This is a genomic window from Sphingopyxis sp. 22461 (assembly GCF_052044915.1).
Classification (GTDB): Bacteria; Pseudomonadota; Alphaproteobacteria; order Sphingomonadales; family Sphingomonadaceae; genus Sphingopyxis.
Genome location: NZ_JBQENY010000009.1, coordinates 1 through 23,696, shown reverse-complemented (window position 1 = coordinate 23,696; position 23,696 = coordinate 1). Strand labels below are relative to the sequence as shown.

The window sequence follows — 23,696 nt, the reverse complement described above, 5'->3', positions numbered from 1 at the left end:
GATAAAAATGCGCCGGGGGTGGAAATGCCGCGCCCGAACATCTATCTTGTGCGGTACAAAATAGGGTCGCAGGGGACATTATATGTTCAACGGGCTGGTCGCCTATCTCGATTCGATCAAGGCGCGCGATCCGGCGCCGCGGTCGCGTTGGGAAATTCTACTCTATCCGGGTCTTGTGGCGGTCGGAATGCACCGCATCGCGCATTGGCTGTTCGAGGCGCGGCTGTTCTTCCTCGCGCGCTTCGTCAATCACCTGTCGCGCTTCCTGACGGCGGTCGACATCCATCCGGGGGCGACGATCGGCCGCCACCTGTTCATCGATCATGGCTTTGGCGTCGTGATCGGCGAGACCGCCGAGATCGGCGATAATGTATCCATCTATCAGGGCGTGACGCTGGGCGGCACCGACCCCGCGAACGGCATCGGCGGCAAGCGCCATCCGACGCTCGCCGATGACGTGATCGTCGGCTCAGGCGCACAGATTCTTGGCCCCGTCACCGTCAACGCGCGCGCGCGCATCGGCGCGAATGCCGTCGTGACCAAGGACGTGCCCGAAGGCGCGGTGATGGTCGGCATTCCCGCGCGCTCGACCCTGCTCGACGCGACCGAATATGCCCGCGAGTTCGTGCCTTATGGCACGTCGTGCAGCGAGAATTTCGACCCCGCGACGCAGAAGGTCGAATTGCTGCAATGCCAGCTCGACCTGATGCAGAAGCAGCTGAAGGCGTTGCTCGACGAACGCGAGCTCGCGGCCGAGGATGAAGCGCCGCGGCGCAAAGGGAGCCGGACCGGCGCCTGATGGGAACGGTCACGCCTCTGTCGTTCGGAAATAGGACGACGCCGCAGCAGACCGGATTCGAGCGTCCCGAACTCATGCGTATCCTCGACCTCTACGGCCGGATGGTCGCGGCGGGTCACTGGCGCGATTATGCGATGGATTTCCACCGCGACGCCGCGATCTTCTCGGCCTTTCGCCGCGCCGCCGAACGCCCCGAATATTGTATAGAAAAACGCCCCGCCTTGCGGAGCCGGCAGGGCATGTGGGCCCTTGTCTCCGAAGCCGGGGCGATTTTGAAGCGCGGGGACGAGCTGTCGAACGTGCTCGCCCCCGTCGAACGCAAGCTTATGAAGCTGGTTGGAGACTGACCGGACGGATCGTCGCGGGCAGCTGGTTCGCGAGATTGTCGGGCAGGAAGCCGACCACCACCGCCCGCGCATTCTGCCAGAAGGCCGAGAGCAGCAGCAACGCCGAACCGATCACGAACGCCGTCAGCGCGACATTGAGTTCGACCGCACCGAAGGTGTTGAACAGCTGCGTCATCGCGAACAGCACATAGGCGAGGGCGGAGACGAGCAGGGCGCGGCGGTCGATCGCGAGCGCGATCAGGCCGAACAGGATATAGACGCCGATCACCATCACCGCCGCGGCGCTGCCGATGTCGTCGCCGCGCGTGACGCCGAGCAGGTGGAAGATCGGATGCGCGATCATCGGCGCGGCGAGCAGGTGGAGCCAGAAGGCGACATCGCTGCGGCGTGTCTGACGTACGCGGTCGCTGCGGTCCCACCACATGGCGAGCGCGAAGACGCCGAGCCCGGCGATCAGCACGAGCACCATCGGCAGCGTGCCGTCGGGGCTGGGCATTCCGGTGATCGCGAGCACGAGCGCGACCGCGGTCGCGGCGAGCGCGGCGGTCCCGGCGGCGACGGTGATCGGCACCATGAAACGCTTCCAGTGCGCCCATGTCGCACCGGCGGTCACGAGCGCCATCGCACCGATGAGGATCGCGCCGGTGGTTTCGCCGGGATCGCTCCCGAAGATCGCCTCGCCATGCTCGACGAGGACACCGACCATCGTCGCAAAGACGCCGCCGGCAAAGGCGAGGACGAGGACGATGCTGGGCAGCGCCATCCGGCGTTTGCGGGTGAAATATTCGGCGAGGAACCATGCCGAGCCGGCGACGAAGGCGCCGCCGAGCGCGGTATGGATCGAGGCGCCGATCCAGCCGACCGCGACGAGCAGGATCACCGCCGCGATGCTGACGAAAATATCGTTGAAGCCGGTGATAAGGCGGAATGATTCCTCATCCGCTCCGGGGGCGGCGCGCACCGATGCGATATGCGACCGGAAAGCCAGCGCGGCCTCCGGCGTCAGTACCTTTGCATCGACCGCAGCTTGCAGGTCGGTTTCACTATACATCGGGGTCGTCCTTCTGTCCGATCCCCTTGCCCCGCGATGGTTATGGCATGAGCGTGTTAGTGTGTCAATACAGCGTGGCGGTAGTGAAAGCCGATCCTCCCCGTGCCGCAGGTATGGGGAGGGGGACCGCTCGCGTAGCGAGTGGTGGAGGGGCCGCGACCTTGCGCCATAAGCCCCTCCGTCAGCGCTTCGCGCTGCCACCTCCCCATCGCTCCGCGACAGGGAGGAAAGATCAGCTTCAGCCCAGCGCCATCAACGCTTTCATGACGTTCATCGACTGCTCGCTGCCCGACTGCGGGACGATTTCGCCATTGCGGTCGATGATCTTCTCCCACGCCGCGGCGACGCCCTCGGGGGTACGCTCGCCCTCGGGCAGCGCGACGCCGGGGGTCATCGTGACATAAGCGGCGTGGAACGCGCCCGCGCCCGCGCCGACGATCATGTTGGTCGGGGCGTCTTCGCTGACCAGATAGAGCGCCGCCGGAACGACATTCTCGGGCGTGAACTTCTCGAACAGTTCGGCGGGGAAGATGTCCTCGGTCATGCGCGTGCCGGCGACCGGGGCGATCGTGTTGCAGCGGATGTTATATTTCGCGCCTTCGAGGTGAAGCGTCTTGGTGAGGCCCGCGAGACCCAGCTTCGCCGCGCCATAATTGGCCTGGCCGAAATTGCCGTAGAGGCCCGTCGACGACGCGGTCATCAGGATGCGGCCGTACGCCTGTTCGCGCATCAGGTCCCAGCACGCCTTGGTGACGTTGGCGCTGCCGCTGACATGCACCTTCAGCACCAGGTCGAAATCGGCGGGCTCCATCTTGGCAAAGCTCTTGTCGCGCAGGATGCCGGCGTTGTTGATGAGGACATGGACACCGCCCCATTCTTCCTTCGCACGTGCGACCATTTCGACCATCTGGTCATATTCGGTGACGCTGCCGCCGTTCGACATCGCGGTGCCGCCCGCGGCGCGGATTTCCTCGACGACCTGCAGCGCGGCGTCCGAATGGCCGGTGCCGTCGCGCGATCCGCCGAGGTCGTTGACGACCACCTTTGCCCCGCGCCGCGCGAGTTCGAGCGCATAGGCGCGGCCAAGACCGCCGCCGGCGCCGGTGACAATAGCAACGCGGCCGTCAAATTTGATCGTCATGATGGTCTCCCGGATAGGGCGGCCTCCCCGAAGAAAGGTTGCCCGAAAAAACTGGAACGTCCTTAGCCGTTCGCTCCTTGCTGGCAAGAGGGAGAGAAAATGCCGGATGAAACAAAAATGTCACGCAAATGACGTGCATATGTCACGCAAGCGTCATAGCAGCGCCCCGAGCTTGTAACCTTTCGCAACGGAGCAAATCCCTCATGCGCCACGCCCTGACCGCCGCTCTGCTGGCGACGTCGATGTTCAGCCTGCCGACCGCCGCCCACGCTCAGGCGATGACCGCCGAGGAAGCGGCGCAGCTGCGCGCCGAGCTCGCGGCGCTGAAGTCGAAGGTGCAGACGCTCGAAACGCGGCTCGATACCGCGACCCCGCAGCCGGCGCCCGCACCGGCTCCGGTGCCGACGACCGCGCCGCCTTCGGTCACAGCGAAGCCCGCGACCGAGATCAGCTGGAAGGGCGCCCCCGAGATCAAGACCGCTGACGGCTGGAGCTTCAAGCCGCGCGGGCGCGTCCAGCTCGACGTCGCGGGCATCGACGCGCCGGCGGGCGTGACGGGCATCCGCGGCGGCACTGCGACCGAGTTCCGCCGTATCTACCTCGGCGTCGACGGCAAAATTCCGGGCGGCTTTTCGTACCGCGTCGAGGCGGACCTCGCGAACAGTGAGGTAGAACTGACCGATATTTACCTGGCCTATGGCACCGGGCCGCTGTCGATCACCGCGGGCCAGGTCAAGCCTTTCTGGTCGCTCGACGACATGACGAGCGATCTGTTCACCAGCTTCACCGAGCGCGCCGCCTTTATCCAAGCATTCGGTTTCGAACGCCGTGTCGGCCTGTCAGCGCAATATAAGGGCAAAGCGCTGCTGCTGCAGGGCGGGGTGTTCAGCGACAATGCCGCCGACCTCACCGACAGCAACCACAGCCTCAGCGTCGACGGCCGCGTCGTGTTCATGCCGAAGCTTGGCAACGCGCAGCTTCACCTTGCCGCATCGGCCCATTACCGCGACCCCAATGACCCCGCGGCGACGAACCGCTACCGCGCGCGTCCTTTCGTCCACACGACCGACGTGCGGCTGGTCGACACGGGGCTGATCGACATATCGAGCGAGCGCGGCCTCGGCCTCGAAGGCGCGGTGATCGCCGGGCCGTTCCACGCCGCGGGCGAAGCCTATTGGCAGAGCGTCAAGCGCAGCACCGCCGCCGCCGACCCGACCTTCTTCGGCGGCTATGCCGAAGTCGGCATGGTACTGACGGGCGGCGACGCGCGCGGGTACAGGGATGGCGCGTTCGACCGCCTCAAGCCGTCGAAGCCGATCACCGCCGGCGGGATCGGCGCGATCGAGGTCAATGCGCGCTACGACTATCTCGACCTCAACGACGCGGGCGTGCGCGGCGGGCAGCAAAAGACGGCGCTGATCGGGCTCGCCTGGGCGCCGATCGACTATGTCCGGATCACTGCCAACTACGGCAAAGTCTGGCTCGACGATGCGCGCGTCGCCACCGCGACGGGCGACCGCAGCTATTCGGCCGACACGTTCGGGCTGCGCACGCAGATCGATTTCTGATCTGATTGCGGCTTTTGGTAGTGAGCGGACGTTGTTGCTCACTCTTCTTTCGTCATCCCGGACTTGATCCAGGATCCATAGTCGCGCCGTCGTTATGGACCCCGGATCAAGTCCGGGGTGACGAAGAAGGGGAGGGTTGGTTCAAGCCGTTCTCAAATGCCGTTCGTGTCGAGCGAAGTCGAGACACCCATCGTAATGGCGCTGTCCCGAGGGGCATCTCGACTTCGCTCGATGCGAACGGGTTATGGGGATGGGGATCCGCTTCCGGTCGCTAGCGGACTTCCGGGGCTTCCGGTCGGAAAAGGAGCTTGCCGCGAAGTGCAGCAATCTCATCGGACCCGAAGGCATCCGTCGATTCCGGCGATCAGTGTGCGGTGCTGTTCGAAAAGCCGTTCATCACCACCACGCCGCATATGATCAGCGCCATGCCGACCATGGCGGGCGTATCGAGCTTCTGGCCCTGAAACACCCACGCGATCGCCGCGATCAGCACGATCCCGACGCCGGACCAGATCGCATAGGCGATTCCCGTGGGCAAGGTCCGGAGGGTCAGCGAGAGGAAATAGAAGGCCACAATATAGCCGCCGGCGGTAATCAGCGACGGGACGAGCTTCGTGAAGCCTTCCGATTGTTTCATGAAACTGGTCGCAACGACCTCTGCAACGATGGCGATGGCGAGGTAGATATATTGCATGGCGATGCTCCGTCGTCGGTAGCGGCGGGGCGGCAACTGCAATTCCGCGCCACCCGCCGTAAAAGGCTGGTCGACGCCGTGGCGGAGAAGAACCCGCTAAACGGGCGCAGGAGATACCAGCCTGCTACTCTATTCTCGGCACGCCGGACCTATCCGGCCTGACGGTGAGAATCAACCGGGCCGGCGCCGTCCGACGTCAGACGCTCTTGCCCGAATCGAGCGCATAACCCGCCGAGCGCACGGTGCGGATGATGTCGCTCGTGCCGGGCAGGTTGATCGCCTTGCGCAAACGCCGGATATGGACGTCGACGGTGCGCAGTTCGATATCGCTGTCCTGGCCCCACACGCTGTCGAGCAATTGCCCGCGCGAGAAGACGCGGCCCGGATGCTCCATGAAGTGGCGTAGCAGGCGGAATTCGGTCGGCCCCATCGCGACGATCTGGCTGTTCCGCACGACCTTGTGCGCCACCGAATCGAGTTCGATGTCGGCATATGTCAGCATCTCGCCAGCGAGCGCGGGGCGCAGGCGGCGAAGTACCGCCTGCACGCGCGCGACGAGTTCGCGCGGGCTGAACGGCTTGGTGACATAATCGTCGGCGCCGGTCTCCAGCCCGCGGATGCGGTCCTCTTCCTCGCCGCGCGCGGTGAGCATGATGATCGGCACATTCGCCGACTTCGGATTGCGGCGGAGGCGCCGGCAAACCTCGATGCCGGGCAGGCTCTCGATCATCCAGTCGAGCAGGACGATGTCGGGGACGCGTTCCTCGACGAGGACGAGCGCCTGCTCGCCGTCGGGGGTCTGGCGGACCGAAAAGCCCTCGCGCGCGAAATGCCAGACGATGAGTTCGGCGATCGCCTCGTCATCCTCGATGAGCAGCAGGTCGGGCTGCGGCATCAGCCTTGCTCCTGCTCCGCGGCGCCATCTTCGGGCTGCTCGCCGCGCTCGCGTTCCTCCATATGGTCGCCGGTGACGACATAATAGACCATCTCGGCGATGTTCGTCGCATGGTCGCCCATGCGCTCGAGGTTCTTGGCGACGAACAGCAGGTGCGCGCTTTCGGTGATGTACTTGGGATTTTCCATCATGAAGGTAACGAGCGTGCGGAAGATGCTGTTGTAGAAATCGTCGACATTCTTGTCGCGCACCGTCACCCGCACCGCGAGTTCGGCGTCGCGCGCGGCGAAGCTGTCGAGCGCGTCGTGGATCAGTTCGGCGACGATGTTCGACATCGAAATCAGCAGCGGGATCGCCTCGATCGAGCGCGTCTGGTCCATCAGCGCGACGCGCTTGGCGATATTCTTCGCATAGTCGCCGATGCGCTCGACCACCGAGACGATCTTCAATGCCGCGATCATCTCGCGCAGATCGTCGGCCATCGGCGCGCGGAGCGCGATCGTCTGGACCGCGAGCTGTTCAACCTCGGCCTCGAGCGCGTCGATCTTCTTGTCGTCGCGCACGACCTGCGCCGCGAGGTCGAGATCGCCCTTGCTGAGCGAGGTCATCGCCTGGAGCAGCGCCTGTTCGGCGCGGCCGCCCATTTCGCTGATCAGCCCGCGGAGGCGGTTCAGGTCTTCGTCGAAGGCTTTGACCGTATGATCGTTCGTTAGTGCCATCACTCTTGTCCTTTTGGCTGCGGCTTAACCGTAGCGGCCGGTGATATAGTCCTTGGTCCGTTCCTGCTTCGGGTTGGTGAAGATGTCGGTCGTCTTCCCATATTCGACCAACGTCCCGAGGTGGAAAAAGGCGGTGCGCTGCGACACGCGGGCCGCCTGCTGCATGTTATGCGTGACGATCACGATCGCATATTTGCCGCGCAGTTCGTGGATCAGCTCCTCGATCTTCGCGGTCGCGATCGGGTCGAGCGCCGAGCAGGGCTCGTCCATCAAAATGACCTCGGGGTCGACCGCGATCGCGCGCGCGATGCACAGGCGCTGCTGCTGTCCGCCCGACAAGGCGGTGCCGCTTTCAGCGAGCCGGTCCTTGACCTCGTCCCACAGGCCGGCGCGCACCAGCGCGCGCTCGACGATCACGTCGAGGTCGGCCTTGCCGGGCGCGAGCCCGTGGATGCGCGGCCCATAGCCGACATTGTCATAGATCGACTTGGGGAAGGGGTTCGGTTTCTGGAACACCATCCCGACGCGTGCGCGCAGCTGCACCACGTCCATCGACGGCGCATAGATATCCTCGCCGTCGAGCTCGATCTGCCCCGTGACGCGTGCGCTCGCGACCGTGTCGTTCATCCGGTTCAGCGAACGCAGGAAGGTCGACTTGCCGCAGCCCGACGGGCCGATGAAGGCGGTGACAAGGTCGGTGCCGACGTCGATCGACACGTCGTTGATCGCCTGTTTCCCGCCATAGAAGACGTTGACGCCGTGCGCCTTCATCTTGGGATCGGCGATGGTAAGATCGTCTTGGGTCATGGAGGTCACCAGCGTTTTTCGAATTTGTTGCGAAGATAGATCGCAAAGGCGTTCATCGACAGCAGCACGATAAGCAGCACGATGATCGCGGCGGAGGTTTTCTCGACAAAGCCCCGGTCGACTTCGTCCGACCAGAGGAATATCTGCATCGGCAGCACGGTCGACGGCGAGCAGATGCCGCCCGGAACGTCGCCGATAAAGGCGCGCATGCCGACGAGGAGCAACGGCGCGGTCTCGCCCAATGCGCGCGCCATGCCGATGATCGTGCCGGTGAGGATGCCGGGGAGGGCGAGCGGCAGGACATGATGGAACACCACCTGCACCGGGCTAGCGCCGACGCCCAGTGCCGCATCGCGGATCGATGGCGGCACCGACTTGATCGCGTTGCGGCTGGCGATCACGATCACCGGCATCGTCATCAGCGCGAGCGTCAGCCCGCCGACGAGCGGGCTCGCCTGACACAGGCCGAACCAGTTGATGAACACCGCGAGCGCGAGCAGGCCGAAGATGATCGAGGGCACCGCGGCGAGGTTGTTGATCGACACTTCGATGAGGTCGGTCCAGCGGTTCTTCGGCGCATATTCTTCGAGATAGAGCGCCGCGAGCACCCCCGTCGGGAAGGCGATGAGGAAGGCGATGAAGATCGTCAGCACCGAGCCCTTCAATGCGCCCCAGATACCCGCAACCGCGGGATCGGTGGCGTCGGCGTTCTTGAAGAAGGGCCAGTGGATGCCGGTCGACAGCTTGCCGTCCTTCTCCAGCGCGTCGACTTTTGCCCCAAGCGCGCCCTTGGCGCCTTCCTTGGCGGCGATGTCGACTTCGGACGCGGCGGGCAGTTCGAACACCGACTTGCCGTTCAGCAATTCGGGATCGTCCTTGATCGCGCTGCGAACCTCTTTCCAAGCATTTTCGGAAATCAGCTTCGATCCGTCGGTCCCCAGCGCCTCGTCGGCGGCAAAGGCGACGATGTCGGACAGCCCCGCGTTCGCGATCACCTGATCGGCGTCGGCATCGCCGAGCCGCGTCTTGTCGATCGTCAGCGGCATCGCCTTGAAATCGACCGGCACCGCGACATGCGTGTACATGAAGCCGCGCGCGCCGTTGCCGACCATCACGAAGAGCAGGAAGGCGAGGAAAGCGCCCGAGAGCAACACCGCGCCCAGCCCCATCAGCTTGAAGCGGCGTTCGGCGGCGTAGCGCTTCGCGATGCGCGTCTGCATCACGGAGCCTTTCCAGTCGGTGGGGGCGGTCTGCCTATTCATAAGCTTCACGATATCTTTTGACGATGCGCAGCGCGACGATGTTGAGCAGCAGCGTGACGATGAAGAGGACGAGCCCCAGCGCGAAGGCGGCGAGCGTTTTCGCGCTGTCGAATTCCTGATCGCCGGTGAGCAGCTTGACGATCTGTGCGGTCACCGTGGTGACGCTGGCAAAGGGATTGGCGGTCATGTTCGCCGACAGGCCCGCCGCCATCACCACGATCATCGTCTCGCCGATCGCGCGGCTGACCGCGAGCAATATGCCGCCCATCACGCCCGGAAGCGCGGCGGGGATCAGCACCTGGCGGATCGTCTCGTTCGGCGTTGCGCCCAATGCAAGGCTGCCGTCGCGCATCGCCTGCGGCACCGCGTTGATGCTGTCGTCGGCCATTGAGGACACAAACGGGATGATCATCACGCCCATCACGATACCCGCGGCGAGCGCGCTTTCGGTCGAGGCGTTGGGAATGCCGAGCATCACCGCGAACTCGCGCAGCGCCGGCGCCACGGTCAGCGCGGCGAAATAGCCGTAGACGACCGTCGGCACGCCCGCGAGAATCTCGAGCAAAGGCTTCACCCATTTGCGCACCGTCGGTGCGGCATATTGGGTGAGGTAGACCGCGGTCATCATCCCGATGGGGATCGCGACGATCATCGCGATGATCGCGCCGATCAGGATCGTGCCCCAGAACAGAGGAATGCCGCCAAAGGTGTCGGGCTGCGGCGCGCCGCTCGTCGGCGCCCATTCGGTGCCGAACAGCAATTCGGCGGGTGAGACAAGGCGGAAGAAACGGATCGATTCAAAGAGCAGCGAGAGCACGATGCCGAAGGTCGTGAGGATCGCGACGAGCGACGCGAGCAGGAGCAGCAGCATCACGATCTTTTCGACCCGCGTGCGCGCCCGGAAATCGGGTTTGATCCGCGTGAAGGCATAAAGCCCGCCCGCCAGCGCCAGCGCCAGCATCGCGGCGATGCCGATCCACGCGTATTTGTGGCTCGCATCGGCGTAGGGCTTCACCAGCGGCGTCGCGGCGGGCATCCGCACCTTGTCCTGCTTGCCCAGCGCGACATTGCGCGCGTCGGACAGCACCGCGCCGCGCTCGAAGCCGTATGCGGGCAGGCTCTCTGCCGCCTCGCTCGTCAGCACCTGATTGGTGATCAGCGCGGGCGAAACGCTCGCCCACACCGCAAGGAACAGCGCCGCGGGGGCGAACAGCCACAGCGCGACATACCAGCCATGATATTGCGGGCGCGAATGCAGCTTGGTGCCCGCACGGCCGGCGAGCAGGTTCGACCGCGCGCGACCGGCAAGCCAGCCGATCAGCGCGAGACCCGCAATCAAAAGCAAAAGGGCGGCGGCGTTGAAGGTCACTTGATCTTCATCCGGTCAAAACCTTCGTCATTGCGAGGAGCGTAGCGACGAAGCAATCTCCAGCCATCGAACGGCCCGGAGGCTCGCTGGAGATTGCTTCGCTTCGCTCGCAATGACGATCCGTAAAAAGACGGTGGCCGGATCGGGCGAACCCGCCCGGCCACCAGCGGGAGGAAACTTACTTGAGCTCGGCGCCGTTCAGCGCGGTCATGCCCTTGCCGTTCGCCGCAGCTGTGTCCGCAATCGCCTTCGGCGACACGATCAGGCCCTTGGCGTTCAGATACCCGCCTTCGCCCGCACCCTTCAGGAACTCGGCGACATATTCGGCGAGCCCGGGGACGACGCCGACATGCGCCTTCTTCACATAGATGAAGAGCGGACGCGAACCGGGGTAGCTGCCGTCGGCGATCGCCGCGTAAGTCGGCGCGACGCCCTGCACCGGAACCGCCTTGATCTTGTCCTTGTTGGCATCGAGATAGCTGAAGCCGAAGATGCCGAGGCTGGTCGGGTTCTTGTCGAGCTTCGAGATGATCAGGTTATCATTCTCGCCCTGCTCGACATAATAGGGCGCGCCGCGCAGCGTGGTGCAGGTCGCCTCATGCTTGTCCTTGTCGCTGTCCTTCAGCGCCTTCATCTCCGCATTGGCGTCGCAGCCACGGCCGAGGATCAGCTCCTTGAACGCATCGTACGTGCCGCTGGTCGACGGCGGGCCAAAGACCGAGATCGCGACCGCGGGAAGCGCCGGGTTCACGTCCTTCCACGTCTTCGCGCTATTCGGCTTGCCATAGGGGTTCGCCGCGAGTGCCTTATAGACATCTTCCTCGGTCAGCTTGAAGCCGGGGCCGCGCTGCGCTTCGCCGAGCGCGATGCCGTCGATGCCGACCTGGATTTCGACGATCTCCTTGACGCCGTTCGCGGCGCAGGTGTCGAATTCCTTCTTCTTGATGCGGCGCGACGCGTTCGCGATGTCGGGGGTGTCGCCGCCGACGCCCGAGCAGAAACGCTCAAAGCCGCCGCCGGTGCCCGTGCTGTCGATCTTTGGCGTCTTATTGCCCGTCGCTTCGGCGAACTTTTCGCCGACCGCGGTGGCAAAGGGATAGACGGTCGAGGACCCGACCGCGCTGATATAATCGCGCGCACCGCCGCCCGAAGACGCCTGATCCTGGCACGCGGAAAGCGCCAGCGCGCACGTCGCGGCACCAGCGACGCCAAGCAACCGGGGAGCGAATTTCTGCAGCATGGGATAATCCTGTGGTGGGGGTCGTTACCGATCCAAGCCACCACCCCCGCGGCGACTCGCTGAGGGCCATTTGAGGGAGTACTGTGACGTGTTTGTGACAGGGAGTGTCATATAAGTGTCATCTACTTCGCTGGGAAAGGGTAGACACTATTCAAGCAGTTCGGCAAACAATGATGCATGACCAAAAAACACCCCGCCTATATCGCACTACGCCTCGGCAAAGACGCTAACAATGTTTCATCATTTTCGTTCGGCCCTGATTTGGCTGGATTGAAGGAAAGCCTCAATTCGGAAAAAAGGGAAACTAAACAGCAGGTTGATGCGGAAGTGAAGGGAGGAGACCCGACATCAGCGTTTCAGACTTTCATAGGTCGGGCATGTGATACTGGGTTGGCTCTCCGCGAACTTTCGGTGGCAGCGCGGCCGTTGCATTCCATGTATTCAGCAATTGTGACAAGAATTGACATTGTTGATCCAGTTAGAAGCTCAGGCGATCTAATTGAGAAAACCGACGCCTTTGAAATTTACGGAATTAGTACCGATAGGCTTGCAAAAATAAGAGAAGCCCATCGTCAATTGGATAGAATGGAAAACGGGTTTGCGTTTTTGCCGACAGCCGTGCTTCTCACGGCGGTCTCCAGCTTTGATTCGTCGATCAATGACTTTGTTCGTCAGATGCTCAAAGACCATCCTGAGCATATCGAAAATGGTGAAAGAAAGCTGTCGTTTAAAGAGATTCTGAAATGCGGTGACTTCGAGGAGTTGAGAGACAGGTTAGTTGACGAGGAAGTCTATGATTTTTCTCGTGGGAGCCACGATGAGCAGGTCCGTCAAATCGAGAAATGGTTTGGGGTAAAAGTTATAGAAACGTGGAGGCGATGGCCAGATTTTATCGAGATTTTTGAACGGCGTAATCTAGTTGCACACGGAGAGTCCGCTTTTACCGATCGCTACGTGAGAATCTGCCAATCTCATGGGCATAAGGGGGCGGAGGAGCTTCTGGGCACTGAGCTGAAGCTGACATACAGATATCTGCTCCAGATGGTGAATGTTCTTATTGAATTTCAAATACTTTTGGCGCTCGTGATTTGGAGAAAGAGAAAGGGATTTGGAGACAAGGATCTTTTTCCTCACATAAATCATGTGTGCTACAAAATGATATTTCAACGCTTATATATAGCTCCCATTAATATATTAGAGTTCTGTCTTTCTCTCAAGGGGTCTGATGTTGATAGCTCTACTAGGCTCATGATGATTGTTAATCAAGCTAGCGCACTAAAGCATAATAAAGAGAACGAAAAATGCCATAAAGTTATCGACAGTCAAGATTGGTCTTCATCGGCAGATAATTTTAGAATTTGCGTTGCTGCCATTAGAGAGGACATTGAGGAAGTTTGCAGCATATTTCCCGCGGTTGTTGCCAATAAATCGATAAGCTGCGACGATTTTCGAGAATGGCCGGTCTTTGACTTTGTTTCGAAGGATGAGAGATTCCAAAAATGCTTCTTTGAGGCATTTGGGGAGCTTTATTTCGAAGAAGACAACAAGAAGGTTTCCGGCGAAGATGCCAATGAGCAAGCGAAACTTGTAGACGCTTCGCCTGAAGAGTCGAAAATCGCTATGCTGGAAGCTCCAGTCGGGAACGCATGATCCTCATCACCGGCCACGTCATCCTCACCCCCCAGCATCGCGAGCGCATGATCGCGCTCGGCGCCGAGCATAGCGCGCGGTCGCGGGGCGAGGCGGGGTGTCTGGCGCATCATTGCCATGTCGATGTCGTCCCTCGACAGGCTCGGGATGGCTCGGAATATGAATGCCTCGTCTTTGTCGAGGAGTGGGAGAGCATCGACGCGGTCCGCGCCCATTTCGCGGTGCCCGCGTCCGCCGCCTTCGTCGCCGAAATGCGCGCGCTGTCGCCGCAGCCGCCGGTGATCCGGATTTATGCCGCCGAGGATATCACCGCGAAGCTGATGGGGTGACCTGATACTCCCCTCCCTTCAGGGAGGGGTTGGGAGAGGGTATATTCCAGGAAGGCGGGACGGGTTGGTTTACAGGCCCTCGCCAAGCCCCTCCCGCAAGCGGGAGGGGCTTAAAAAACCGCTGTCCTACAATATTTTGCCGTGGCACCATCGCTTGGACCTTTCCTTTGGGCGATGCGCGCGCCACGGCAATATGTGTCGGCGGGCGCCGTCGGCGCGGCGGCTTAAAGCCACAAAGGACACAAAATCGCATCGCGCATGCGGGGCTTTTGTGGCTTTAACCGGGGCAGGGCGACGTTTCGGGGAACAGCCGGGGGTCATATGAGCGGGTTCGAATTCATCTTTTCGCTATTCGGGCTGATCCTCGGCCTTGCGCTTGCCGAGGGGCTCGGCGGGCTGGCGCGCGCGTTGAAGGCCAGCCACCGCGTGCGGATCGGCTGGCCGACCGCGCTGCTCGGGCTGTTCGTGTCGGGCGACGTCGTCACCTTCTGGATGTACGGCTGGGCGATGCGCGACCTGTTGCCGCTGAGCTGGCCGGTGCTGTTCGGCGGCTTTATTGTCACCGCCATCTATTTCCTCGCGGCGAGCCTTGTCTTTCCCGACGATGCAGAGGCGTGGGGCGACCTCAGCGCGCATTTCGACAAACATTATCGCAAGGTCCTCGGCGGCATCCTGTTCTGCAACGTCGCGCTGCTCGCCACTGTTGTGGTGCTTGCGAAATCGCCTCCCTTCGACCCGCGCAACATCGTGATCACCTGGTCCTTCTTCCCCGTCGCGCTGCTCGCGATCGCGGCAAAGGACCGGCGCATCGCGTGCGCCTGCCTGATCTGGCTGATCGCGCTCTACCCGCTCTCGGCGGTGTGGCACTGATTTACCGGGCGGCGGCGACCGCGGTGGTCTTGGCGACGACGCGCCATCCGGCATCGGTGCGATAGAGCAGGAGCTGGTCGACGTAGCGGTCGCCGCCGAAATGCAGTTCATAGGTGACCGCGCTCATCGACGGCGTCGCGTCGCGGCGGTCGAGGACGCGCCCGGTCGCGGCGGGATCGGGTCGCGCCGTCCAGCCGCCGAGGACCTCGGCGAAGCGCTTGCAATCGACGGGCGCCGCCGCGCCGTCTTTCGCCAGCGTGCAGAATTGCCCGTCGGGAAGGAACAGCGCCTGCAGCCGCTCGACCCGCCCCGTGCGCAGTCCGTCGACATAGGCTTCGAGCGCGGCTTCGGGTGAGGAGGGCGCTGGTGCCGCTGCCGCGGGCCCCGCCGCTAGCAGCGCCGCGATGAAGGAAAGGGCAAGGCGTACAGGATCGATAGGCATCGCATGAAACTCCCGCCGCAAATCATGCGCGCAGCCTAGCCGTCTCCGCGCGGTTTCTCCAGCGGGAGTCGCGAAGGGAAGGGGCCCCAAAATCTCGTTCGGGACCCCCATTCTTCGACCCGTTCAGTCGGTGGTCGGGGTGCTGCCGGCCGCGGGCGCGGCCGGGGCCGGCGCTTCGGCTGCGGGCGTCACCGCCGCGGCGGGCGTCACCACCGCAACGCTCGCCGCGGGGGCCAGCTGCGCGGTCGGGATGATCACCGCACCCGCCGGGATCGAATAGGCCAGCGCCTCGTTCGTCCGTGCCATCAGATGCTGGCCGTTCGGGATGATCGCCGATTTGCCGGTGACGAAGGCGCCGAACACGCCGACCGCGATCGCCGCGCCGATCGCGGCGCCGGTGTTGCCCTCACCCTCCTGCCGGTGCATGCCCGCCAGCGGCAGGCGATGGCCGTTCGGCAGCGTCAGTTCGTTGAAGGTGACTTCCATCTTCGCCGACTTGCCGAACGCGCCCTTGCCGGTGCGCCAGGTCACGGTGCCCATGCCGCGCGTGCCCTTCGGGATCACGACGACGCCATTGTGCATCACGTCGAAGACGGTGTGCATCGAGATCGTGTGCCCCTCGCGCAACTTCTTGCTGTTCGCCTCGGCGTCGGGCGTCAGGATCACTTCGGTATAGGACGGCAGCATCAGGCCGGGCGCCGGCGCCGCGACGGCGAGCGCGGGTGCGGCGACAACCGCCGGAACCGCAGCCGGCGTGGCGGCAGGTTCGGCGACGGCGGCGGGCTCGGCCGTCACGGCCGGTGCCGCGGCTTCCTGCGCCTGAACCGAAATCGAAAGCATGGTAAAAGAGGCCGCAAAAGCGGCCGCGCCCCTCAGGTAATTCATCCATTTTCCCCCAAGCCGCAGAGTGCGGCCAAGGATTACTTGCAGGGCTGTCAGTGCCCTGTCAATCCAGTAGGAGTACGGCAATTACTTCAGTAACGGCGCCAGATACTGGCCGGTGAAGCTGCGCTTCTCCTTCACCACTTGTTCGGGCGTGCCCGCGGCGACGATTTCGCCGCCCTTGACCCCGCCTTCGGGGCCGAGGTCGAGGATATAGTCGGCGGTTTTGATGACGTCGAGATTATGCTCGATCACGATCACGCTGTTGCCCTGATCGACGAGCGCCTGGAGCACTTCGAGCAATTTGCGGACATCCTCGAAATGGAGGCCGGTGGTCGGTTCGTCGAGGATGTAGAGCGTCTGTCCGGTCGAGCGGCGCGACAATTCCTTGGCGAGCTTGACGCGCTGCGCCTCGCCCCCCGACAGCGTCGTCGCCTGTTGCCCGACCTTGATATAGCCCAGGCCCACGCGGACGAGCATCGCCATCTTTTCGCGGATCGACGGCACCGCCTTGAAGAATTCGGCTGCATCCTCGACCGTCATGTCGAGCACGTCGGCGATGCTGTGGCCCTTGAACTTCACCTCGAGCGTTTCGCGGTTGTAGCGTTTGCCGTGGCACGTCTCGCACGTCACATAGACGTCGGGCAGGAAGTGCATCTCGATCTTGATCAGCCCGTCGCCGGTGCAGGTCTCGCAGCGCCCGCCCTTGACGTTGAAGCTGAAGCGCCCGGGCTTGTAGCCGCGCGCCTGGCTTTCAGGCAACCCTGCGAACCAGTCGCGGATGATCGTGAAGGCGCCGGTATATGTCGCGGGGTTCGAGCGCGGGGTGCGGCCGATCGGCGACTGGTCGATGTCGATCACCTTGTCGCAATGCTCCAGCCCCTTCAGGCTGTCGTGCGGCCCCGCGATCATCCGCGCGCCGTTGAGCACGCGCGCGGCGCTGGCATAGAGCGTGTCGATGATCAGGCTCGACTTGCCGCTGCCCGACAGGCCGGTGACGCAGGTGAAGGTGCCGAGCGGGATTTTTGCGGTGACATTCTGGAGGTTGTTCGCGCGCGCGCCCTTGAGCACGAGGTCGAAGCCATTGCCCTTGCGGCGATGCTTGGGCACTTCGATCCGCTTCGCGCCGGTGAGATAGGCGGCGGTGAGGCTCTTGGTGTTCGCGAGCACCTGTTCCAGCGTGCCCTCGGCGACGATCTCGCCGCCGTGCAGCCCCGCGCCGGGGCCCATGTCGACGACATAGTCGGCGTGGCGGATCGCATCCTCGTCATGCTCGACGACGATCACCGTATTGCCGAGGTCGCGGAGGCGCTTGAGCGTCGCGAGCAGGCGGTCGTTGTCGCGCTGGTGGAGGCCGATGCTCGGCTCGTCGAGGACGTAGAGCACGCCCGACAGCCCCGAACCGATCTGCGAGGCGAGGCGGATGCGCTGGCTCTCGCCGCCGCTGAGCGTGCCTGAGGTGCGGTTGAGGTTGAGGTAATCGAGCCCGACATTGTTGAGGAAGCCGAGCCGCTCGTTGATCTCTTTCAGGATCGCCTTGGCAATCTGTTTCTGCGTGTCGTTCAGCTTTTCGTCGAGCGTGCTGAACCAGCCGAGCGCGTCGGCGACCGAGCGCTGCGCCGACATGCTGATGTCTTCGCCCGCGATCTTCACCGCGAGCGGTTCGGGGCGCAGGCGCGCGCCGTGGCACGTCTCGCACGGATGCGGCGCTTGATATTTGCTCAGCTCCTCGCGCATCCACGCGCTTTCGGTCTGGAGCAGGCGGCGGTTGAGGTTGCCGATGACGCCCTCGAACGCCTTATGCGTCGTGTAGGTGCGCTTGCCGTCCTTGAAAGTCAGCTCGACGGGTTTGCCGCCGCTGCCATAGAGGATGATCAGTTGCACCTCGCCGGGCAGGTCCTGCCACGGCGTCGTCAGGTCGAAGCCATAGGCTTTGCCGAGGCTTTCGAGCACTTGCATATAATAAGGCGAGGGCGGGTTCGATTTGGCCCACGGCACCACCGCGCCCTTTTTCAGGCTCAGCGCATGGTTCGGGACGACGAGATCGGGATCGAACTCCTGCCGCTCGCCGAGCCCGTCGCACGCGGGGCACGCGCCCTGCGGAGCGTTGAAGCTGAACAGCCGCGGTTCGATCTCGGCGATCGTGAAGCCCGACACGGGGCAGGCGAATTTCTCCGAGAAGATCAGGCGGTTCGCGGGAATGCCCGCGCCCTTCATCGCGCCGCCGGTGTCTTCTTCCTCGCGCCCCGGAACCGGGCCGTCGGCGAGATCGACATAGGCGAGCCCCTCGGCGAGCTTCAGCGCGGTCTCGAAACTGTCGGCGAGCCGCGTGCCGAGGCCCTCGCGCACCGCGATACGGTCGACGACGACTTCGATGTCATGCTTGTATTTCTTGTCTAGCGCCGGCGCCTCGCCGATTTCGTAGAATTCGCCGTCGATGCGGACGCGCGTGAAGCCGTCCTTCTGCCACTGAGCGAGTTCCTTCTTATACTCGCCCTTGCGCCCGCGCACGACGGGGGCGAGCAGATAGGCGCGCGTTCCTTCGGGCAGCGCCATCACGCGGTCGACCATGTCGGTGACGGTCTGTGCCGAAATCGGCTCGCCGGTCGCCGGCGAATAGGGGATGCCGACGCGCGCCCACAGCAGGCGCATATAATCGTAGATTTCGGTCACCGTTGCGACGGTCGATCGCGGGTTCCGGCTCGTCGTCTTCTGCTCGATGCTGATCGCCGGCGACAGCCCGTCGATATGCTCGACGTCGGGCTTTTGCATCATCTCGAGGAACTGGCGCGCGTACGCCGACAGGCTCTCGACATAGCGCCGCTGGCCCTCGGCATAGATGGTGTCGAAAGCGAGCGACGATTTGCCGCTGCCCGACAGACCGGTGATGACGATCAGCGCGTCGCGCGGCAGGTCGACGTCGACGCCCTTGAGATTATGCTCGCGCGCGCCGCGTACGGAAATATGGGTGAGACTCATGGGGAGGGTTTGTTCCAGATTTGTTCTAAAGGCGCAAGTGCGGTTTTGCGCGGTTGCACGATAGATAGGGCGGCAAGAGCCGCACCGCAATGCGCGTGCGCTGACCAGCCTTTCCACCAACATCCCAAAGGCTTCGACCAAGCGTCGTGTCGCTTGCTTGACCGCTTGGCGTCACAGGCGGACAAGAATGACCATGTGCGCCGTCTCGACCCGACGGCGCAGGCAATCGGGAGACTGGGGAAATGAAGAGCTTTTTTTGGGGCGCCGCGGGAATGGCGATGGTAGCTGCGCAGGCCGCTGTACCGGCGGTGGCGAGCGAAGTGGGCGTCAATGCAACGCTATTGGTTGCGGCGGCCGACGAGGGTGACGCTTCGTCGGCGGGATCGCTGAAGGCGCTGACCTTCGGCAAATGGGGTGTCGACCTCGACGCGCGCGATCCGTCGGTGAAGCCCGGCGACGATTTCGATCGCTACGCCAATGGCGGCTGGTTCGCGCGCACCGAAATCCCGTCGGATCAGGCGTCGGCGGGGGTGGACTATGATGTCTATAACCTGACCCAGCGTCAGCTCCGCGCGGTCGTTGCGGGCGCGCCCGCGGCGAGCCAGGTCGGCGGCCTGTATCAGAGCTTCATGGACGAGGCGCGCGTCGAGGCGCTCGCCGCCAGGCCGCTGCTCGCCGACATCGCCGCAGTCGCGGCGATCAAGGACAAGAGCGAGATGGCGCGCTTCATGGGCGGCACGCAGGGGACGTTCGGTTCGACGATCGTCAGCGGCGGGCCTTACGCGGACACCGCCGACCCAACCGTCAACGTGCTGTGGCTGGGGCAGGCGGGGATCGGCCTTCCCGAGCGCGACTATTATCTGAACGACAGCTTCAAGCCTCAGCGCGACGCCTACCGCGCCTATATCGCGCGAACGATGAAGATGGCGGGCAATGCCGACCCCGAAAAGGCGGCCCATGCGATCATGGCGTTCGAAACCGAGATTGCGAAGGTCAGCTGGGCGATCGCCGACCGCCGCGACATCGGCAAGATCAACAACCCGATGTCGGCGGAAGAACTCGCGGCCTATGCCCCGGGGCTCGACTGGAAGGCGTGGTTCGCGGGATCGGGCATCGCGCCGCAGAAACGCATCATCGTCAACGAAAAGACCGCGGTCCGCGACATCGCGGCGCTCTATGCCAAGACCCCGCTCGACACGATCAAGCTGTGGCAGCAATTCCATGTCGCCGACAATGCCGCGCCCTATCTGTCGAAGGTGTTCGTCGACAGCCGCTTCGAATATACCAAGGCGCTGAGCGGCGTCGGCGAGCTGCGTCCGCGCTGGAAACGCGGGCTGACGCTGGTCGACGGCAGCCTCGGCGAACTGGTCGGCGAAACCTATTCGAAGCAATATTTCCCCGCGAGCGCGAAGGCGAAGATGGAGGTGCTCGTCACCAACCTGAAACTCGCAATGGGCGACCGCATCCGGAACAACAGCTGGATGGCGCCCGCGACGAAGGACGCCGCGCTGGCGAAGCTCGCGAAGATGGACGTCATGGTCGGTTATCCCGACAAATGGCGCGACTATTCGGGGCTGAAGATCGATCCCGCCGACCTGTACGGCAATGTGAAGCGCAGCGCGGCGTTCGAATATGCCTATGCGCTGTCGGACCTCAACAAGCCGGTCGATCGCAAGAAATGGTCGATGAACCCGCAGGAAGTGAACGCCTATAATGGCGGGCTGGAGAACAAGATCGTCTTCCCGGCGGGTATCTTGCAGGCGCCGTACTTTAGCGAGAACGTCGACGATGCGGTCAACTATGGCGCGATCGGCGCCGTCATCGGCCATGAGATCACGCATGGCTTCGACGATCAGGGGCGCAAGATCGACGCCGAGGGCGCGGTGCGCGACTGGTGGACGCCCGAGGATGCGGCGCGTTTCGACGCCCAGGCCAAGGCGTTCGGCGCGCAATATGCGACTTATGAGGCGGCGCCGGGGTCGTTCATCAACCCCGAGCTGACGATGGGTGAGAATATCGCCGATCTGGCGGGGCTCGAGGTCGCCTATGACGCCTATCGCCGGTCGCTCGGGGGAAAGCCTGCGCCGGTGATCGACGGGCTGACCGGCGACCAGCGCTTCTTCCTCGCTTTTGCGCAGGCTTGGCGGACGAAGCAGCGCGAGGACGCGATCAAACAGCAGGTCGCGAGCGATCCGCACAGCCCCGCGCGCTGGCGCATCATTGGACCTGTGCGCAACGTCGATGCGTGGTACAAGGCGTTCAGCGTCGCCGCGGGCGCCAAATATTATCTGAAGCCCGAGGACCGCACGCGGATCTGGTAGTCCTGAGACCCCTTTCTCAGGATTGGGCGGGGGCGGCTTCGTGCCGTCCCCGTACCGCCATTACGGCCAGCGACAGCGCCGCGCCGACAATGACGAACAGCGCGGGAAAGCCGCCGAGCACCGACATCATGCGGATGCCGTCGATCCCGCCGCCCGCGACCAGAACGATTGCGACCAAGCCGACGGTGATGCCCCACACCGCCTGAACCCACAGCGGGGCCTCGGGCGCGTCGGGCGTAATGCCATGCGTCGACAGCGCGCTCATCGCCGAAACATTGGCGTCGGCGCCCGCGACATAGGACAGGAAGATGGCGAACAGCACGATCCCGGCAACGACGGGGCCGCCGCCGAGCGCGCTGAACAGCCGGAACAACACCGGATCGGGGCCTTGCGCGGTCAGGACGGCGTAAAGGCCGGCGCCGCTCTGCTGGTCGAACGCGATGGTCGCGCCGGCAATGGCAGTCATCCATACCGCACCGAACAGCGACGGCAGGATGAGGTTGTACATAATGAAGGCGCGGACGCTGTATCCCACCGCGAGGCGGCCAAGGAAAAGCGCGGTCACCGGCGCCCACGCGAACCAGTTGGCCCAGTTGAAGATCGTCCATTGCCGGTGCCAGCCGGTATCGACGTCGAGGCCGAGGTTGCGGGGGATGAAGGTCTGGAAATAGTCGGCGGTGCCGCGCAGCGACAGGCCGATCATCTCGGCGGTTGGCCCCGCAATCAGAACAAAGGCGATGATCGCGAAGAACAGCCAGGTGTTGAGCACCGAGAGGCCTGCGATGCCCTTTTGCAGGCCCGTCGCGGCGGAAATCAGGAAGCTCGCGACGATCGCTCCTGCAATCGCCCAGCGTAGTGGCGTGCCGCCGTCAAAGCCGCCGATCCCCTCGACCCCGCCCGCGAGCGCGAGCAGGCCGGCGCCGAGCGACGCCGCCATGCCCGCGACCAGCGCATAAAGGCAGATGATGTCGATGCCGGTGCCGACCGGGCCATGCGCGCGCCGGCCGATCAGCGGAACGAACAGCGACGACAGGCTGAAGGGTTCGCGGCGGTTATAATAGACGAGCGCGAAGGCGAGGCCCGCGACGGTGTAGATGGCATAGGGCGTCAGCGTCCAATGCAGGAACATCGTCGACATGGCGAAGGTCGCCGCCGCATCGCTGCCCGCCTCGAGCCCCAGCATCGCGGGCGGGTCGTTGAGGTGGAAGAGGGGTTCGGCGGCGCCCCAGAAGAGGATGCCGGTGGCGATCGTCGTGCAGAGCGTCACCGCGAACCAGCGCCATCGGGTCAATATCGGCTTTGCGGCTGGGCCGCCAATGATCCGCCCGCCGAGCGGCGAAACGGCAATGCCCGCAAGGAGCGCAAGAAAGCCGATCCCCGCCCAGGCGAAGAGCGGGGAGAAATAGCGCAATATCCAGTCGTTGATCGCCGTCTCGGCCGCGACGACAGCGGCCCCTTGCCAAAGGCTGAGGACAACGGCGGCGAGAAGCACCGCGAGCGGCGTGAAAAACACCGGGCGATTGAGGGGATGCTTCGGAGATGCTGGCAAATGATCGGCCGATCGGACATGGTCAGGAGGATCAGCATGACGTTTGCCCCGCTCGAGGTCAAATCGGGGAGGTCAATTCGGGGCGGGAACGGCCCATCGGGCAAAGCGTTGGATCGGCAGAGATGTGATGTGAAGGAGAAGCTTCGATGACCAGAAATTTGATGGCGGCCACCGCCGCGCTCGCGCTGCTCGCCTCGGGTCAGGCGGCGGCCTTCCAGACGCCGGCCGATACGGCGACGACGGCGAAACCGATGAAGGACGGCACCACGGCCGAAGAACGGTCGAACACCGCCCGGCTCAACGCCGAACAGGCCGCGCGCGCCAGGTCCGACAACACGGTCTATGCACAGGAAGTGTCGGCGGCGCAGCAGCAGGTCGCACACGACCAGCAAGTGTTCACCGAGGAAACCGCCGCTTATGAGGCTGAGAAGGCGCGCGTCGCCGCGATGTCGGCCGAAGAGCGGATGAAATGGGAAGCCGACGCTGCTGCGTGCAAGGCCGGCGACACGACCCGCTGCGCCGCGCCGACGACAACGCCGCCGCGCTAAGGCGTCAATATTCGGCGGGCACCGGTTCCGCTGTCGTGTCGGGCGGTGAGGGATCGCCGGTTGGCGCGGCGGCGAGTCGGCCTTCGTCCATCGCCGCTGCGGGTGGCTCCGGGTCGGGAAAACGGCCGCCATATCGATAGTCGTCGTCGGCATCGGCCAGGATCGGCGGGTCGACGTCGATCGCCCCCAGTTCGCGAAAAGCGTCATCACGCATCCTGTCGTCGCGATGCGCCC

General features: G+C 63.8%; 22 protein-coding genes. 8 read left to right on the top strand and 14 right to left on the bottom strand.

The window, feature by feature from the left end; all coding sequences use genetic code 11:
- The first annotated feature begins 82 nt into the window (after positions 1-82).
- The gene (gene cysE / locus ACTJI5_RS15445; RefSeq protein ID WP_058538103.1) at positions 83-799 is read left to right on the top strand and encodes a serine O-acetyltransferase; all 717 of its coding nucleotides are present in this window, start codon (positions 83-85) and stop codon (positions 797-799) included.
- Positions 799-1,146, top strand: a complete 348-nt coding sequence (locus ACTJI5_RS15440) for a DUF2794 domain-containing protein (protein ID WP_440860947.1) — start codon at positions 799-801, stop codon at positions 1,144-1,146. Before cysE ends, ACTJI5_RS15440 begins: the two co-directional genes overlap by 1 nt.
- Here the strand turns inward: ACTJI5_RS15440 and ACTJI5_RS15435 are convergent.
- The gene (locus ACTJI5_RS15435) at positions 1,124-2,197 is read right to left on the bottom strand and encodes a hypothetical protein (protein ID WP_440860946.1); all 1,074 of its coding nucleotides are present in this window, start codon (positions 2,195-2,197) and stop codon (positions 1,124-1,126) included. The genes ACTJI5_RS15440 and ACTJI5_RS15435 overlap by 23 nt on opposite strands.
- Positions 2,198-2,435: 238 nt before the next feature.
- The gene (locus ACTJI5_RS15430; RefSeq protein ID WP_440860945.1) at positions 2,436-3,338 is read right to left on the bottom strand and encodes an SDR family oxidoreductase; all 903 of its coding nucleotides are present in this window, start codon (positions 3,336-3,338) and stop codon (positions 2,436-2,438) included.
- A 203-nt stretch (positions 3,339-3,541) separates the two neighbouring features.
- On the opposite strand from ACTJI5_RS15430, the gene ACTJI5_RS15425 reads away from it, so the two are divergent.
- On the top strand, positions 3,542-4,906 hold the full coding sequence (locus ACTJI5_RS15425; protein ID WP_440860944.1) for an OprO/OprP family phosphate-selective porin: 1,365 nt from the start codon (positions 3,542-3,544) through the stop codon (positions 4,904-4,906).
- Positions 4,907-5,270: 364 nt separating this feature from the next.
- Here the strand turns inward: ACTJI5_RS15425 and ACTJI5_RS15420 are convergent, their stop codons facing one another.
- The 7 genes from ACTJI5_RS15420 to ACTJI5_RS15390 all read right to left on the bottom strand — a co-directional run bounded on the left by ACTJI5_RS15420 (position 5,271) and on the right by ACTJI5_RS15390 (position 11,892).
- Complete coding sequence (locus tag ACTJI5_RS15420) at positions 5,271-5,600, bottom strand: DMT family transporter (RefSeq protein WP_197411444.1); 330 nt, start codon at positions 5,598-5,600, stop codon at positions 5,271-5,273.
- 196 nt (positions 5,601-5,796) lie between these two features.
- Positions 5,797-6,495 carry a phosphate regulon transcriptional regulator PhoB gene (gene phoB / locus ACTJI5_RS15415; protein WP_058538098.1) on the bottom strand — a complete coding sequence of 233 codons (699 nt, stop codon included), beginning with the start codon at positions 6,493-6,495 and terminating at the stop codon, positions 5,797-5,799.
- Positions 6,495-7,214 (bottom strand): phosphate signaling complex protein PhoU, encoded by a 720-nt coding sequence (phoU, locus tag ACTJI5_RS15410; protein ID WP_058538097.1) that lies wholly within the window; start codon positions 7,212-7,214, stop codon positions 6,495-6,497. The genes phoB and phoU overlap by 1 nt, the downstream gene beginning before the upstream one ends.
- A 24-nt stretch (positions 7,215-7,238) precedes the next feature.
- Entirely contained in the window at positions 7,239-8,021 is a 783-nt protein-coding gene (gene pstB, locus ACTJI5_RS15405) for a phosphate ABC transporter ATP-binding protein PstB (RefSeq protein ID WP_440860943.1), read from the bottom strand.
- Positions 8,022-8,026: 5 nt separating this feature from the next.
- Positions 8,027-9,283: a phosphate ABC transporter permease PstA gene (pstA, locus tag ACTJI5_RS15400; RefSeq protein ID WP_440860942.1), complete on the bottom strand. Its 1,257-nt coding sequence runs from the start codon at positions 9,281-9,283 to the stop codon at positions 8,027-8,029.
- Complete coding sequence (pstC, locus tag ACTJI5_RS15395) at positions 9,276-10,652, bottom strand: phosphate ABC transporter permease subunit PstC (RefSeq protein WP_440860941.1); 1,377 nt, start codon at positions 10,650-10,652, stop codon at positions 9,276-9,278. Before pstC ends, pstA begins: the two co-directional genes overlap by 8 nt.
- Before the next feature lie 178 nt (positions 10,653-10,830).
- Positions 10,831-11,892: a substrate-binding domain-containing protein gene (locus ACTJI5_RS15390; protein WP_440860940.1), complete on the bottom strand. Its 1,062-nt coding sequence runs from the start codon at positions 11,890-11,892 to the stop codon at positions 10,831-10,833.
- A gap of 177 nt (positions 11,893-12,069) precedes the next feature.
- Here ACTJI5_RS15390 and ACTJI5_RS15385 point away from each other — a divergent pair, with 177 nt between their 5' ends.
- From ACTJI5_RS15385 to ACTJI5_RS15375, 3 genes are all read left to right on the top strand, one after another.
- On the top strand, positions 12,070-13,542 hold the full coding sequence (locus tag ACTJI5_RS15385; protein WP_440860939.1) for a hypothetical protein: 1,473 nt from the start codon (positions 12,070-12,072) through the stop codon (positions 13,540-13,542).
- Complete coding sequence (locus ACTJI5_RS15380; RefSeq protein WP_440860938.1) at positions 13,539-13,871, top strand: putative quinol monooxygenase; 333 nt, start codon at positions 13,539-13,541, stop codon at positions 13,869-13,871. Before ACTJI5_RS15385 ends, ACTJI5_RS15380 begins: the two co-directional genes overlap by 4 nt.
- 321 nt (positions 13,872-14,192) lie before the next feature.
- The gene (locus tag ACTJI5_RS15375; protein WP_440860937.1) at positions 14,193-14,741 is read left to right on the top strand and encodes a hypothetical protein; all 549 of its coding nucleotides are present in this window, start codon (positions 14,193-14,195) and stop codon (positions 14,739-14,741) included.
- A gap of 1 nt (position 14,742) precedes the next feature.
- On the opposite strand, the gene ACTJI5_RS15370 is transcribed toward ACTJI5_RS15375, so the two are convergent.
- From ACTJI5_RS15370 to uvrA, 3 genes are all read right to left on the bottom strand, one after another.
- Complete coding sequence (locus tag ACTJI5_RS15370) at positions 14,743-15,183, bottom strand: nuclear transport factor 2 family protein (protein ID WP_440860936.1); 441 nt, start codon at positions 15,181-15,183, stop codon at positions 14,743-14,745.
- 123 nt (positions 15,184-15,306) lie between these two features.
- Positions 15,307-16,068: a hypothetical protein gene (locus ACTJI5_RS15365; protein ID WP_440860935.1), complete on the bottom strand. Its 762-nt coding sequence runs from the start codon at positions 16,066-16,068 to the stop codon at positions 15,307-15,309.
- An 84-nt stretch (positions 16,069-16,152) separates the two neighbouring features.
- Entirely contained in the window at positions 16,153-19,044 is a 2,892-nt protein-coding gene (uvrA, locus tag ACTJI5_RS15360) for an excinuclease ABC subunit UvrA (RefSeq protein ID WP_439512025.1), read from the bottom strand.
- 242 nt (positions 19,045-19,286) lie between these two features.
- Here uvrA and ACTJI5_RS15355 point away from each other — a divergent pair, with 242 nt between their 5' ends.
- On the top strand, positions 19,287-21,365 hold the full coding sequence (locus ACTJI5_RS15355; RefSeq protein WP_440860934.1) for a M13 family metallopeptidase: 2,079 nt from the start codon (positions 19,287-19,289) through the stop codon (positions 21,363-21,365).
- A gap of 16 nt (positions 21,366-21,381) precedes the next feature.
- Here the strand turns inward: ACTJI5_RS15355 and ACTJI5_RS15350 are convergent, their stop codons facing one another.
- Complete coding sequence (locus ACTJI5_RS15350) at positions 21,382-22,878, bottom strand: BCCT family transporter (protein WP_440860933.1); 1,497 nt, start codon at positions 22,876-22,878, stop codon at positions 21,382-21,384.
- 182 nt (positions 22,879-23,060) lie between these two features.
- Between ACTJI5_RS15350 and ACTJI5_RS15345 the strand changes: the two genes are divergently transcribed.
- Complete coding sequence (locus tag ACTJI5_RS15345) at positions 23,061-23,462, top strand: hypothetical protein (protein WP_156419681.1); 402 nt, start codon at positions 23,061-23,063, stop codon at positions 23,460-23,462.
- Between the two features lie 4 nt (positions 23,463-23,466).
- On the opposite strand, the gene ACTJI5_RS15340 is transcribed toward ACTJI5_RS15345, so the two are convergent.
- A partial coding sequence (locus ACTJI5_RS15340; protein ID WP_440860932.1) for a hypothetical protein occupies positions 23,467-23,696 on the bottom strand: 230 nt, incomplete at its 5' end.

What these genes read in the sequence shown, in the direction of transcription:
- cysE (WP_058538103.1), top strand. Translation starts at nt 83, where the DNA reads ATGTTCAACGGGCTGGTCGCCTATCTCGATTCGATCAAGGCGCGCGAT.
- ACTJI5_RS15440 (WP_440860947.1), top strand. Translation starts at nt 799, where the DNA reads ATGGGAACGGTCACGCCTCTGTCGTTCGGAAATAGGACGACGCCGCAG.
- ACTJI5_RS15435 (WP_440860946.1), bottom strand. Translation starts at nt 2,197, where the DNA reads ATGTATAGTGAAACCGACCTGCAAGCTGCGGTCGATGCAAAGGTACTG.
- ACTJI5_RS15430 (WP_440860945.1), bottom strand. Translation starts at nt 3,338, where the DNA reads ATGACGATCAAATTTGACGGCCGCGTTGCTATTGTCACCGGCGCCGGC.
- ACTJI5_RS15425 (WP_440860944.1), top strand. Translation starts at nt 3,542, where the DNA reads ATGCGCCACGCCCTGACCGCCGCTCTGCTGGCGACGTCGATGTTCAGC.
- ACTJI5_RS15420 (WP_197411444.1), bottom strand. Translation starts at nt 5,600, where the DNA reads ATGCAATATATCTACCTCGCCATCGCCATCGTTGCAGAGGTCGTTGCG.
- phoB (WP_058538098.1), bottom strand. Translation starts at nt 6,495, where the DNA reads ATGCCGCAGCCCGACCTGCTGCTCATCGAGGATGACGAGGCGATCGCC.
- phoU (WP_058538097.1), bottom strand. Translation starts at nt 7,214, where the DNA reads ATGGCACTAACGAACGATCATACGGTCAAAGCCTTCGACGAAGACCTG.
- pstB (WP_440860943.1), bottom strand. Translation starts at nt 8,021, where the DNA reads ATGACCCAAGACGATCTTACCATCGCCGATCCCAAGATGAAGGCGCAC.
- pstA (WP_440860942.1), bottom strand. Translation starts at nt 9,283, where the DNA reads ATGAATAGGCAGACCGCCCCCACCGACTGGAAAGGCTCCGTGATGCAG.
- ACTJI5_RS15390 (WP_440860940.1), bottom strand. Translation starts at nt 11,892, where the DNA reads ATGCTGCAGAAATTCGCTCCCCGGTTGCTTGGCGTCGCTGGTGCCGCG.
- ACTJI5_RS15385 (WP_440860939.1), top strand. Translation starts at nt 12,070, where the DNA reads ATGACCAAAAAACACCCCGCCTATATCGCACTACGCCTCGGCAAAGAC.
- ACTJI5_RS15380 (WP_440860938.1), top strand. Translation starts at nt 13,539, where the DNA reads ATGATCCTCATCACCGGCCACGTCATCCTCACCCCCCAGCATCGCGAG.
- ACTJI5_RS15375 (WP_440860937.1), top strand. Translation starts at nt 14,193, where the DNA reads ATGAGCGGGTTCGAATTCATCTTTTCGCTATTCGGGCTGATCCTCGGC.
- ACTJI5_RS15370 (WP_440860936.1), bottom strand. Translation starts at nt 15,183, where the DNA reads ATGCCTATCGATCCTGTACGCCTTGCCCTTTCCTTCATCGCGGCGCTG.
- ACTJI5_RS15365 (WP_440860935.1), bottom strand. Translation starts at nt 16,068, where the DNA reads ATGAATTACCTGAGGGGCGCGGCCGCTTTTGCGGCCTCTTTTACCATG.
- uvrA (WP_439512025.1), bottom strand. Translation starts at nt 19,044, where the DNA reads ATGAGTCTCACCCATATTTCCGTACGCGGCGCGCGCGAGCATAATCTC.
- ACTJI5_RS15355 (WP_440860934.1), top strand. Translation starts at nt 19,287, where the DNA reads ATGAAGAGCTTTTTTTGGGGCGCCGCGGGAATGGCGATGGTAGCTGCG.
- ACTJI5_RS15345 (WP_156419681.1), top strand. Translation starts at nt 23,061, where the DNA reads ATGACCAGAAATTTGATGGCGGCCACCGCCGCGCTCGCGCTGCTCGCC.